Origin of the sequence: Rubricella aquisinus (assembly GCF_014199445.1) — a bacterium.
In the GTDB taxonomy this organism is placed as follows: Bacteria; Pseudomonadota; Alphaproteobacteria; order Rhodobacterales; family Rhodobacteraceae; genus Rubricella; species Rubricella aquisinus.
The window spans coordinates 72,601-84,615 of sequence record NZ_JACIJS010000009.1; the positions used below are offsets into that span (position 1 = coordinate 72,601).

Here is a 12,015-nt window from a genome sequence, read left to right on the forward strand (position 1 = left end):
GCGCCTTCCCTTGGATCAGAGCCAGAGTGCCGCTGCGCCACTCACCGTGATCAGCGCGAACAACACCGCTGGCGGAAAGGCCAGTGGTGAAATTCCACCGCGCAGCGCCATTGCCGTGCTCAGCACCATCAATAGGCCGCAATGCACCGTGGTGAGCACCACCACCTGACTGTCCATCACGCCCAGAGCCGCCAAAAGATAGGCCGCCGCGACAAAGATCAGGAACAGGCTCGCCGCGTGCCACGCAAAGCTGACCGTAACGCGCGGGCCATTCGGCAAACCCGGTGCCGTGAGGACAGGTGCTGCGTTCTTTGGCCCCCCGACGAAGATGTGAGCCGCCGCCGTCACGGTACCGAGTGCGGCTGCAAGGAAAAGGAAAGGGGTGTTCATGTCATATCTCCATGCATGAGGAAAAAGGGTCAGTTGCCCAGAATCATTTCAAAGATGGCATCGCGGCCAAGGGACGGGTCGGGGGGATAAATCCATTGGGTGTTGATCTGCGTTTTCATCGCGGCCCCCTCGGCGCGGGTTTTGCCCACCGCACGGTCCCAGCCGGTTGTGAACACCGCGCCATAAGGGCCAAGGGCAAGACATGTCGCGTAGAAAGGCTGGCTGTAGGCCTGCGTCGACTGACCCGCGAGGTCAAGCACCGCATTGCGCCCCGCCGCGATTCCCATCGGCATCGCGTGTTGGCAGGACATCAGCGTGGCGTGGGTGTCATCGGCCATGGCCCGCGCCACGTCGCCCGCCGCGAAAACGGTCTCTGCCGCGCCGACGCGCAAATCGGGGTGGACCACCAGCCTGCCATCGGCAGCACGCTCTGCCTCCAGCGTTGCGGTGAGGGGAGACGCCCTGAACCCCGTGGCAAAGATGACCGTCCGGCACGGTAGATCGCTGCCGTTTGAGAGGCGCACCATCTCGGCGGTGACCTCCTCAACAGTGGTTTGGGCGTGGAACGCGATATCCCCCTCGGCAAGGGCGGTGGCCACTTCGGCCTCCATCGCGTCACCCAGCCCCGCGCCCGGTGTCGCGGCCTGATCCAGAATGTGGATGCGCGGCACCGCGCCCAAACGAGCCCGCAAGCCGGTGGCGACCTCCAGCCCGGTAAAGCTTGCTCCGACAACGACAATGGTGCCCGCCGCATCATCCGCCAGATCAAGCGTCGCCAGATGCTGGTCAAGGATTGCTGTGCTGTCATGGGTATCGACGGCAAAGCCAAATTGATCCGCACCCGGAACGGCAGGAACGCGGATCGCGCTGCCGGTCGCAAGCACCAACCGGTCATGCCCATGGGTCGCGCCGCCGGATAGCTGCACCTCGGCGCCGCTGACGCGCGTGATCTTACCGACCGTCAGCTCAACCCCGATCTCATCAAAAAGCGGCTGAAGTGGGACGCGCATGTCGTCGCGCGCGCCCTCATAGAGCCGGGGGCGGATTGTCAGGCTACCGCTGTCAGAGATCAACTCAATCGCCAGATCATCCAGACCGATGCGCTGTCGTGTGGCTGCCGCCGCCATCGCGGCCCAGACCCCCGCAAAACCACCTCCGGCGATCACAACGTTTTTCATCATGTGCTCCTGTATCTTTCCTGTCTGGCTGGCATATGATTTGCGCGGATGCGACTGAAGCGAATAAAATGCGAAACGGAATCGCAAAAATGAGACAGTGATGATCGACTGGGATGACTACAAACTGGTGCTGAGCATTGCGCGCGCGCGGCGGATCGCCGGGGCAGCGGAGGATTTGGGCGTGACCTCCTCCACCGTCTTTCGGCGCTTGGCGGAACTGGAAACGCGGTTGGGCCACCCGCTGTTTCATCGCGATCAGGGCCAATATACCCCGACAGAGCAGGGCATTCCCCTTATCGACGCGGCCGAGCGGATGGAGCAGGCGAGTGCCGCCGCGATGCGCCAGATCACCGGGCAGGGCGCTGAGGTGAAAGGCAGCGTGACCATCGCGGGCAGCGAAGTGTTGGCGCCGTTCTTTCTGGCGCGCCATGTGGGGGTGATCGCGGCACAGCACCGGGCGCTGGAAATCACGGTTTTGGCGGGCAATCAGGTGCTGAGCCTCGCCAATCTGGAGGCCGATATTGCCATTCGCCCCGCGCGCCCGACCGATCCGGCACTGTTCGGGCGCAAACTCGCCACCATCCGCTGGGCCGTTTATGGGCCAAAAGACGCGGAGGAACGGTTCATCGGGTTTGCGGGCGGGGCGTTGCCGAACCGGACGATGAGCGCGCAAAAGCAGCACCTTCCCGACCATGCGCCGCAGGTTTTTTCCAACAGCCTGATCCTGAGCGCGAGCCTCGCGGTGCAAACCGGCTCCTGCGTGCTGATCCCCATGCTGCTCGGGGAGCAATGGCCGGGATTGATCCGCCGCTCCGACCCGATGGCGCATGAATTTGGGGAGCTGTGGATCGTGTGTCACCACGACATGAGAAAAGCCGCGAAGGTGCGGCTGGTGTTCGACGCACTGATCGAGGCGGCGAAAACGGATCGTGCTTTGTTCGAGGGATGACAGTGCAGGGGGAAGGTTTGGCGCACCCATCAGGATTCGAACCTGAGGCCTCTGCCTTCGGAGGGCAGCGCTCTATCCAGCTGAGCTATGGGTGCGTCGCAAGTCGGATACACCACGCGCCTACGATCCGCAATCGGGTTCTTGCACTCCGGCGCACCGCCGCCCTAGGCTGCACGCTCAGAGGAGACCGATGACCCAAACCTTCAACGTCATGGCCGTCGTTCAGGGCGGACGCCTGCAATATGAGGCGCTTTTGTTCATGGCGTCCTTGCAGGCGGCGGAGCCGGATCGGCGCTTTCGCGTGTTTCTGGCAGAGCCGCAACCGGCCCCGCGCTGGCGGGACGATCCTCGGATCACGGATGAGGATCTGCGCGCGCGATTGGTGGAGTTGGGGGCCGAAATCGTGCCTTTCGAAAACGTCGTCTTCGGGCAGGACTATGCCCATGGGAACAAGATCATGGCGCTCACGGCCCTGCCCAAAGGCGAGCCGTTTGTGTTTTTTGACACGGATACGCTGTTTCTGGGGCCGCTGAGTGCGGTGCCGTTCCCGTTTGAGCGGCCATCCGCGTCGATGCGGCGGGAGGATAGCTGGCCCTCGATTGAGCTTTATGGGCCGGGCTACACAGAAATCTGGGGATCGCTCTATGAGCGGTTCAAGCTCGACTTTCAAAGCTCCCTCGATCTCTCGCAGCCTGACGAGTATTGGGAGCGTTACCTTTATTTCAACGCAGGCTGGTTTTATGGCGCGTGCCCGCACGCTTTTGCCGACCTGTTTTGCCATTACGCGGCAGAGATCGCGCGGGAGCCCGGGCCAGTGCTGGAGGGCCAGGCGCTCTATCCGTGGCTTGACCAGATTGCCTTACCGCTGGTCATTCATGCGCTGGGCGGTGGGCGGCCGGGGCCAGACTTGGCGGGGTTGGATGGGGATGTAACCTGCCACTGGCGCACCTTGCCGCTTCTTTATGCGCGGGAAAGTGACAGCGTGGTTGAGGTGCTGGAAAGCGTGGCTCAAGCGCAGAAAAACAAGAAATTCCTGCGCGAATACCCGGCGTTCAAGGCGATAATTTATGGCAATCGGGGCCAAAAGGCGCGCGCGATGTTTGATCGCGACAACCTCCCCCGGCGGGAGCGCGCCCTGCGCCGGGAGTTGAAAAAGGCGGGCCTGTGGATGCGCTAGCTGCGCTGGCCTTTCTGCACCCCACGCCCGGCTTGCAAACCGAACAGGAACGCTTCGGCCAAGGGTGGGGTTTGTGCGCTGGTTTGCGGTGCGGGGTGTGCGTGCGGCACGTCGCTGCGCCGGGCGGAGGCCAAACCGATCAGGATCAGCCCGATGCCGACATAGACCGCGCCAATGATCCCGGCGGCAAACAAGGTGCCCTCCAGCGTGGCAAGGTAAATCCATGCAGCGACCGTCAGAAAGCCCGCGCCGACGGCAAGGCAGAGCGCGCCGCCTGTGCCCAGAGCCGCGCTTTTGGCAGCACGGCTCGCTTTTTGTTCGATCTGGTCAAACATGAGGGATCACTTGCGGCCCGACATCATGCCCACCAGAAAACCAACGCCAGCGGCAATGCCAAGCGCGGTTGCAGGTTGGGTGCGGACAAATTCGTTGGCCTGATCGTTGAGGTCGTTCGCCGCGCCGCGCGCGCGGTTGATCTGATCTTCGCCCGCGTCGCGCAGGGCTGCGGCTTTTTCTGCGGCGGCGTTCTTGGCGGCGGCGCCCTGCGCCTTGCCCAACTCACCGAGCGTATCGGTGAGCGCCTGAACGTCTGCTTTTAGCGTTTCGATCTGTTTGACGAGGTCGTCTGTCGATGCGGAAGTCGTGCTTGCGGCGCGTGCCATGTCATTTCTCCTTGCTTTGTTAAGCATGTGATAGAGAAACGCGGGCCGCGCGCAGGAGTTCCATAAAGGAGCGTCCATAAAATATTGGAACTGAATCCGCCCCGCCAACATTCTTTAGTTATCGGAAAGCGGCGGGAAAAGCCCGCATCGCTGATCTAAATGGGAGAAAACCGAAATGCTTTATTGGGCAATCGTCTTCTTTATCGTGGCGCTGATCGCTGGTGTTCTAGGATTTGGTGGTATTGCGTCTGCATCGGCAGGCATCGCGCAAATCCTGTTCTTTGTCTTTATCGTGTTGTCCGCGATCGCGATGGTCGCGCGCGCGCTGCGGGGCAAGACGCCTTAACCACGGTTGTGACTAATGAACGGAACAGGGCGGCCAATGAAGCCGCCCTTTTTCCTGTTATCCCGGCACCTTGATCATGCGGCCAAGAAACCCGCCGGCAAAAACATGGATATGCAAATGCGGCACTTCCTGATGCCCATCGGGGCCTGCATTGGTCAGCAAGCGATAACCGGTGCCGTCCTCTAGCGTGACGCCCAATTTGCGGCAGACAGCGCCGATGGCGCGAGTGTAATCCACGATCTCCGCATCGGTCGCTTCGGCGGCGAAATGGTCATAGGTGACATAGTGGCCTTTGGGGATGACCAGGACATGCTGCGGCGCCTGCGGATTGATATCCTCAAAGGCCAGCGAATGCTCTGTTTCCAGAACCGTCTTGTTCGGGATTTCCCCGCGCAGGATTTTGGCAAAGATGTTCTGATCGTCATAGCTATAGGGCATCGGGGCGTTCCTCACTCCTTGAAAATGCGATGATCGCGCAGGCAGGTCGTTGCCTGTTCGGGCGGCACGCTGAGGAAGCGGGCCACGTTTTCGACATTGATGGGCAGACTGGCGCGGTCATCCACGCTGTAGAAATGCGTGAGGTTGAGATCGCGCAGCGCGTCGCTTTCATCCTTGAACTGGCGGTGCAGGGCCATCAGGAGCGGGCTTGCGACGGTCACGTCACTGACATCCGCAATCATGCCGATGCGTTTGGCGTGGCCCAGCATATAGGCATCATCGACGGTGCAGCGAATCTCCAGAACCCGCAAACCGCAGTCATCCTGCTGAATGTCGCGCAGCGTGTCGATATTCGCGGGATCAAGGCAGATCACAAGCCGTTCGGTATCGTGATACTCAAACAGCATTTTGAGGAATGCGCGCCGGTGCCGGCCCCGCTTTTCCTTGCTGCTTTCGATCCCGCCAAGGGCGGGCAGGGCGTCGCCCTCCTCATCAAACACATAACCGAGCGCCTCTGGCCCGTCGATTTGCCGCACGCCATCCACAAACCGCTTCGCGACATGCCATTTCTTGCACACCACGACCAGCACATCATGACCCCGCCCGATCTGCCCGCCGCGTTCCCAGAAACGGCCGGTAAACCGCCGCCCGATCCGCCCGCGTTTGGTGATGTAGCTATATAGCGGGATCGCCGTATCGGCGGTCTCGATCCGGTCATCGGCGGACAGGAACAGGTCGGACAATTGTGCCTTCAGTTTCCGTGCATTGGGGGAGACCTTGCGGGTAAACAGGGCCGATTGGGTGCGCAGCAACTCGTAATGGTCGTCATATTGCACCATCGGCAGCCCGTAATCGGAGAACGCCAGCAGCGTCAGCGTTTGCGATTTCACCTCCGCGCGCGGCACGAGGTGCATCACCAGTGTCTGAAAGAACGTCTCATCAGGGATCCATGTGGTGCGGAAAAAGCGGATCACGTCCCGCCGCTTGGCCACGAAATCGAGGATCTTGTCGAGGGTTTCACGCCGCAGCACGCACCATTGCGACCCGATGAAGATGCGCAGGTCTGACGGGATGTCTCGCTTCAGCCCCAAGGCGCGTTGCAGATTGAGCGCGCGGTAGAACAGCGCCTTTTGCTCCCGCTCATTGAAATAGTGACGATAGATCAGGCGATCCTCTTTCAGGCCGGTCTTGATCCAGTCGCTTTCCAGAAAATCGTGATGCTCCACGAAATCATAGGGATTGTTCTCCAGATAGCGGACGATGTGCCCGCGCGGCTTGATCGGCATGCAATCGCCGGAGATGAAGTAGAAATGCGTGGCATCGGGGAAGGTCTCGCGCGCGGCACGGAGTGCCGAAAGCGTGCCTTCCACCAGCGACCATTCCCCCCAGCCGCCCTTTACCCGCTTTTTGGCGAAGGTGATGTTTGGGTTGTCGCCCAGCGCCTCTTGCAGGCGGGCATAGTCCTCTGCCGGGGCGGAGCGGTCGAAATGGATCGCCACACAATCGCCACCTGCCGCCAGTAATTCTGCCTGCGCGATGATCGCATCGGGCAATTTGTGGCACAGAAGGATGAAGGCGATTCTGACCATGGGCGGGCGGACCTTATGACTATCCGTCTGGAATAAGTGCATTGCGCGTCAATTGCCAGCCCGCCGCCATCTTGACAGGCTCAGATGGCTTGCACACAACGAACCTCACGGCTGAGAGGAGCAAACCATGCCATTTCCCGGCACTTGGATGACCGAAAGTGAAAGCATGATCTACCGCGTGGTGCCCAAATGCGCGTGCTCCACCATTGGTCAGATCATGTTCTATTCCGACCATGGCCATTATTATGACGGGGATATCCACGACGCGACTTCTGGCATCCACAAATGGGCGCTGGATCGCAGCCAGCCCATATTGGAACGGGGCGTGACGGCGCGGGAGACCTATACATTCACCTGTGTGCGCAACCCGTATAGCCGGGTGCTGTCCTCCTTTTTCGACAAGATTTGCGGCATTCAAAGGAACGGTAAACGCTATCGCGGCAATCTGGTCCCGATGCTGACCAAGCGGTATGGGATCGAGGTGGAAGGCGATTTTGACCAGATCGCTAGTTTCCGCCGGTTTCTCCTGTTCGTGCGCGATACGATCCGGTTTCGCAAACCGATGGACCCAGATATCCACTGGTCCGCCTGCTCTGGCCATGTGTCGACCCTGATCCGCAATGGCGGGCGCTATAACCTGATCTTTCCGACCGAGCGGTTCAATGACGGGATGAAAGAGGTGCTGGCAAACACGCAGCACGCCTATGACATTGATATCGACACGATGCCCCGCTTCAACGAAAGCGAAGGCCATGGGCCAAAGCGGCTGCATCCGGTGGAGGACTATTTCGACGATCTGTCAAATCACCTGATGCAGGAGATTTATCGTCGGGACTTCAACCTCTTTAAATACGCGAAAGAACCCTATGCCGGGCCACCGGTGCGGGAAATGGACCTCGACGAAATCCACGCGAAACTCAACGGATAAGGCGGCGCTCCCGCACGTCGGCTTCGCCTCCCTTTGGGGTGAGGGCGAGAGACAAACGCTGCGGGGCAGCGTTTGCGCCCGAACGCGCGGAATGAAATGAAGCGCCGGGAAAGGCCGGCGCTGCGCGCCGGTTTAAGATTGCGCTGAGGTGTTTGAGGAACAGGTGTGTTCCTCAAATCACCCGCTCGATTGTGGGTGTCACGATTCGCCCGCGCGTCAAGGCCGCTCGTTCCTCGGACCTTGACCCACGGCCGAATCGCGGGGCTGCTCTCGCCACACCAAGTCCAATTCACTTTCTTCAAATATACCCCGCCGGAGGCACCCGCCCGCGTAAGCGGGCGGCCCGGCCCAACGGGAGGACGGAGCGCAGCGACGGAACGACGGGCGGGAGCGCCCCCGGTCATTAAAGGCCGAGGCAGTGCCGCAAGATGCCCTTCTGCGCATGGAGGCGGTTTTCCGCTTCATCAAAGATCACCGATTGCGGACCGTCCATCACGCCGTCGGTTGCCTCTTCGCCCCGATGCGCGGGTAGGCAGTGCATGAACAAGGCCTGCGGGCCCGCTGCCGTCATCAGCTCTTCGGTCACCTGATAGGGTTTGAGCATGTTGTGCCTGCGGGAGCGTTTGGATTGATCATCATGCATCGACAACCATGTGTCCGCGACCACCAGATCGGCCCCTTCAGCGGCGCGCAGCGCGTCCCGCTCGATCGTGATCTCCACCCCTTGCGCGCGGGCGAAGGCCACGGCCTCAGCCTCGGGATCCAATGGTTCCGGCCCGCTGAATGTCAGGTTGAAACCGAATTGCCCTGCGGCATGGATCATGCTTGCGGCCACGTTGTTGCCATCCCCGAACCAGACCACTTTCTTGCCGGCAATCGGCCCGCGATGCTCCTCAAATGTCATGACATCGGCCATGATCTGACAGGGGTGGCTGCGGTCCGTCAGGCCGTTGATCACCGGCACGCTGGCATAATCCGCCATCTCATTGAGCGTGTCCTCGGCGAAGGTGCGGATCATGATCGCATCGACATAGCGGCTCAGCACGCGTGCGGTATCGGCAATCGTCTCCCCATGGCCAAGCTGCATATCGGAGCCGGACAGAACCATCGTCTGCCCGCCCATCTGGCGGATGCCCACGTCAAAGGAGATGCGCGTCCGCGTCGAGGGTTTCTCGAAAATCAGCGCGACCATGCGGCCAGAGAGCGGCTGTTCATCATCGGGTGCGCCTTTGGGGCGGCCCGCGCGTGCTGCTTTCATCGCATGGGACTGGTCGATGATCGCGCGCAGCGCGGCTTTGTCCGTCTTATGCAGATCAAGGAAATGGGTCATGTCACTCCTTTCCCGGGCGCTACCCGGTGAATTCCAGGATCAGCACCGGATCGCCATCCTCGCAAGGGGCCACCCGCGTGCCGTGAAAGCCTGCCGCGCGATAGGTCGCGACGGCGGCAGCGTTGTCAGGGGCCGGGTCCACCACCACACGGATGGCCCCGGCGTCGATCAGGTCACGCGCGCGCTGGCGCAGATACCCTTTGGCATGCCCTTTCCCAAGGAAAGCCGCGTCCCCGAGAAAGGTATCAAGTGCGCGGGTGCCCACAGGCTGGTTGGCATATTGGGGCATCGGCCAATGATGGGCGGGATAATCCTGCACAAAGGCAAAGGGCGCCCCGTCCAGACACACCACACGCATATCCATCACCGGATTGTCGAGATCTTCGAGCATCAGGGCGATCTCCTTCTCCGGGCTACCCCACCAGCCGCCGATATGCGGCGACGCGAGCCAATCACCGATCATCGGCAGATCGGCCCGCGTCAATGGCCTGAATGTGTACTCAGCCCGCATCGCTCTTGATCGAGGCGGCCGCCTGATCCAGACGGCGCAGGGCCTCATCAACCTCCTCAATAGTCAGATTGAGCGGCGGCAGGATACGGATCACATTGTCCCCACCCGGCACCGTGAGGATATGCGCGGCATAGCCCGCATTCACCACGTCGATATTCGGCACCTTGCATTTGACACCGATCATCAGGCCTTCGCCCCGGACAAGCTCGAACACATCCGGGTGGGCCGCAATCAGCCCCTCAAGCCCCTGTCGCATATGCCCGGCAAGGCGGGAGACATGATCAAGGAACCCGTCCTTGAGCATCTCATCCACCACCGCGATGCCAACGGCACAAGCGAGCGGATTGCCGCCATAGGTCGTGCCGTGGGTGCCTGCGGTCATGCCGCTGGCCGCATCCTCGGTTGCAAGGCACGCTCCCAGCGGGAAGCCCCCGCCGATCCCCTTGGCCACGGCCATGATATCGGGTGTGATGCCGGACCATTCATGGGCAAACAATTTGCCCGTCCGGCCCATGCCGCACTGGATTTCGTCCATGATCAGGAGGATGCCATGCTGGTCGCACAGATCGCGCAACCCTTTGAGGCATTGCGGCGGAACGGGCAGAATCCCGCCCTCGCCTTGCACCGGCTCGATCATGATCGCGGCGGTCTCATCCGTGATCGCGGCGGTCAGCGCGTCGTGATCGCCAAAGGGCAGGATATCAAAGCCCGGCAAAAGGGGGCCAAAGCCTTTGGTCAGCTTCTCCGCCCCCGCGGCAGAGATCATGCCAAGGGTCCGGCCATGGAACGATCCCTGAAAGGTGATGATCCGATGCCGCTCCGGCTGGCCCTTCGCGTGGTGATATTTGCGCGCCATCTTTACCGCGCATTCCGTCGCTTCCGTGCCGGAATTGGTGAAAAACACCGTATCGGCAAAGGTATGCTCGACCAGCCGCTCCGCGAGCGCCTGCTGGTTGGGAATGTTGTAAAGATTGGACGTGTGCCACAATCGTCGTGCCTGCTCTTCCAACGCGGCAACGAGGGCCGGGTGCGCGTGGCCAAGGGCGGCAACGGCAATGCCGGCTCCCATGTCCAGATAGCGCTCACCGCTCTCGGTAATAAGCCAGGGGCCCTCGCCTTTCTCAAAAGACAGAGGTGCCCGCGCGTAGGTTGGCATGACGGGCGTGATCACGTTCAATAACTCCTGTTCAGGACCGCAAAAAGGAAAACCCTCCGGCGCGGTCAGCCAGAGGGAAGTGTCGTTATCGGGGGAAGTGGCGCGCCTGTCAATAATTGTGGGGGCAGGGGGCGGGTTCTGGACTGGCACACACGGCGCTGTCCGGCCTGACAGAAAAACCGCGCTGTGGCCCGCGCCGCTGGCGAAATCCCCCTCGCCAAATCCGCCGAACAGGCGCATGAATGTGCCCATGATCGAGAATAAACCCCTTGCCGCCCTGTTCATGCTGACCGCCGCCGCCTTTGTCGCCGGATCGACCCTGTTTGCGAAGGCGCTGGGCGTGGCCGGGATGCATCCATTTCAGGTGTCGTCGGGGCGGTTTATCTTTGCGCTGTTGGGGCTGGCGGTGGCCTCCCTGATCCTGCGGCCCCGGATCATCCGACCGAACCTGCCCTTGCACACCTTGCGGGTGGTGCTGGGATGGTTGGGGGTGACGTGCATGTTTGCCGCGGTCGCCGTGATGCCCGTGGGGGAGGCGACGGCGATCAGCTTTCTCAACCCGATCATCGCGATGATCCTTGCTATTCCGCTGTTGGGAGAGCGGGTCGGCCCATGGCGCTGGGCGGCGGCGGTGATCGCTTTTGCGGGCGCGCTGATCCTGATCCAGCCGGGGGCCGACGCGTTTCAGCCAGCGGCCCTGATTGCACTGCTTGGCGCGGTCTTCATGGGGGCCGAGGTCATCACGATAAAGCGGCTGACGCGGGCGGAAAAGCCGCTGCAAATCCTGATCGTGAATAATGTGATCGGTGTGGTGATCGCGTGCAGTGTGGCGAGTTTCGTCTGGGTTTGGCCAACGCCGCTTCTGTGGGGGTTGATGGCGGGGACGGGGCTGTTGATGGTCTGCGCGCAGGCGTGTTTCCTGAATGCGATGGGCCGGGCAGATGCGAGTTTCGTGGGTCCGGTGTTTTACGCCACGCTGGTATTCGCGGCACTCTATGATTTCGTGATCTATGGCGTGGTTCCGGTGCCGACAGCGATTGCCGGGGCCCTGTTGATCCTTGCCGGTGCCGCGCTGATGGTGTGGCGGGAGAGCCGGAAGGCGTGAGGGGTGATCCTGCGGCGGTGAGAGGCGAAACGGAAAGTTGGTCCAGCGTCCGCCTGGGGGCGGGCGGACGCTGGACCGGCGCCTTCGGCGCTATTCGGTCCGGCTTGCGGTAGAACTGCGCGCATCTTGGCCCGGGATCAAGCGCGAAGCGCGCCGGGCCAGCGCCGGACCGGCCCTTCGGTCTGGCGCTTTGAAGCTGGGAACGCACTTCGGATACTGCGTCCGATGTGGCTGAGATAAAGCATGAAGCAGCACC

Annotated in this window: 14 protein-coding genes and 1 tRNA gene; 5 read left to right on the forward strand and 10 right to left on the reverse strand. The window is 61.5% G+C overall.

Annotation, left to right across the window (positions count from 1 at the left end; all coding sequences use genetic code 11):
• Nucleotides 1-15: 15 nt before the first annotated feature.
• Nucleotides 16-390, reverse strand: coding sequence for a hypothetical protein (locus FHS89_RS14220; RefSeq protein ID WP_184012787.1), 375 nt, complete (start codon nt 388-390; stop codon nt 16-18).
• A gap of 29 nt (nt 391-419) precedes the next feature.
• Nucleotides 420-1,568, reverse strand: coding sequence for an NAD(P)/FAD-dependent oxidoreductase (locus tag FHS89_RS14225; protein WP_184012788.1), 1,149 nt, complete (start codon nt 1,566-1,568; stop codon nt 420-422).
• Nucleotides 1,569-1,668: 100 nt separating this feature from the next.
• Here FHS89_RS14225 and FHS89_RS14230 point away from each other — a divergent pair, with 100 nt between their 5' ends.
• Nucleotides 1,669-2,517, forward strand: a complete 849-nt coding sequence (locus tag FHS89_RS14230; RefSeq protein ID WP_184012789.1) for a LysR family transcriptional regulator — start codon at nt 1,669-1,671, stop codon at nt 2,515-2,517.
• Nucleotides 2,518-2,535: 18 nt separating this feature from the next.
• Here FHS89_RS14230 and FHS89_RS14235 read toward each other — a convergent pair.
• Nucleotides 2,536-2,612 (reverse strand) — tRNA-Arg (locus tag FHS89_RS14235).
• 95 nt (nt 2,613-2,707) lie between these two features.
• On the opposite strand from FHS89_RS14235, the gene FHS89_RS14240 reads away from it, so the two are divergent.
• Entirely contained in the window at nt 2,708-3,694 is a 987-nt protein-coding gene (locus tag FHS89_RS14240; protein ID WP_184012790.1) for a hypothetical protein, read from the forward strand.
• Here the strand turns inward: FHS89_RS14240 and FHS89_RS14245 are convergent.
• Entirely contained in the window at nt 3,691-4,029 is a 339-nt protein-coding gene (locus tag FHS89_RS14245; protein ID WP_184012791.1) for a phage holin family protein, read from the reverse strand. The two genes, FHS89_RS14240 and FHS89_RS14245, sit on opposite strands and share 4 nt — an antisense overlap.
• A 6-nt stretch (nt 4,030-4,035) precedes the next feature.
• On the reverse strand, nt 4,036-4,356 hold the full coding sequence (locus FHS89_RS14250; RefSeq protein WP_184012792.1) for an ElaB/YgaM/YqjD family protein: 321 nt from the start codon (nt 4,354-4,356) through the stop codon (nt 4,036-4,038).
• A gap of 175 nt (nt 4,357-4,531) precedes the next feature.
• Here FHS89_RS14250 and FHS89_RS14255 point away from each other — a divergent pair, with 175 nt between their 5' ends.
• A complete protein-coding gene (locus FHS89_RS14255) occupies nt 4,532-4,702 on the forward strand; it encodes a DUF1328 domain-containing protein (RefSeq protein ID WP_184012793.1) in 171 nt (56 codons plus the stop codon).
• Between the two features lie 57 nt (nt 4,703-4,759).
• On the opposite strand, the gene FHS89_RS14260 is transcribed toward FHS89_RS14255, so the two are convergent.
• On the reverse strand, nt 4,760-5,140 hold the full coding sequence (locus FHS89_RS14260) for an HIT domain-containing protein (protein ID WP_184012794.1): 381 nt from the start codon (nt 5,138-5,140) through the stop codon (nt 4,760-4,762).
• Nucleotides 5,141-5,151: 11 nt separating this feature from the next.
• Nucleotides 5,152-6,729, reverse strand: a complete 1,578-nt coding sequence (locus FHS89_RS14265) for a DUF5928 domain-containing protein (RefSeq protein ID WP_184012795.1) — start codon at nt 6,727-6,729, stop codon at nt 5,152-5,154.
• Between the two features lie 127 nt (nt 6,730-6,856).
• Here FHS89_RS14265 and FHS89_RS14270 point away from each other — a divergent pair, with 127 nt between their 5' ends.
• The gene (locus FHS89_RS14270) at nt 6,857-7,657 is read left to right on the forward strand and encodes a sulfotransferase family protein (protein ID WP_184012796.1); all 801 of its coding nucleotides are present in this window, start codon (nt 6,857-6,859) and stop codon (nt 7,655-7,657) included.
• A gap of 403 nt (nt 7,658-8,060) precedes the next feature.
• Here the strand turns inward: FHS89_RS14270 and argF are convergent, their stop codons facing one another.
• From argF to FHS89_RS14285, 3 genes are read right to left on the reverse strand one after another with little or no spacing between them, the layout of a single operon-like run.
• On the reverse strand, nt 8,061-8,987 hold the full coding sequence (gene argF / locus FHS89_RS14275; RefSeq protein WP_184012797.1) for an ornithine carbamoyltransferase: 927 nt from the start codon (nt 8,985-8,987) through the stop codon (nt 8,061-8,063).
• Between the two features lie 19 nt (nt 8,988-9,006).
• Nucleotides 9,007-9,471, reverse strand: a complete 465-nt coding sequence (locus FHS89_RS14280; protein WP_184012798.1) for a GNAT family N-acetyltransferase — start codon at nt 9,469-9,471, stop codon at nt 9,007-9,009.
• Nucleotides 9,472-9,487: 16 nt separating this feature from the next.
• Entirely contained in the window at nt 9,488-10,669 is a 1,182-nt protein-coding gene (locus tag FHS89_RS14285; RefSeq protein ID WP_184012799.1) for an acetylornithine transaminase, read from the reverse strand.
• Between the two features lie 235 nt (nt 10,670-10,904).
• Between FHS89_RS14285 and FHS89_RS14290 the strand changes: the two genes are divergently transcribed.
• Nucleotides 10,905-11,759, forward strand: a complete 855-nt coding sequence (locus tag FHS89_RS14290; RefSeq protein WP_246413932.1) for a DMT family transporter — start codon at nt 10,905-10,907, stop codon at nt 11,757-11,759.
• The last annotated feature ends 256 nt before the right edge of the window (nt 11,760-12,015 follow it).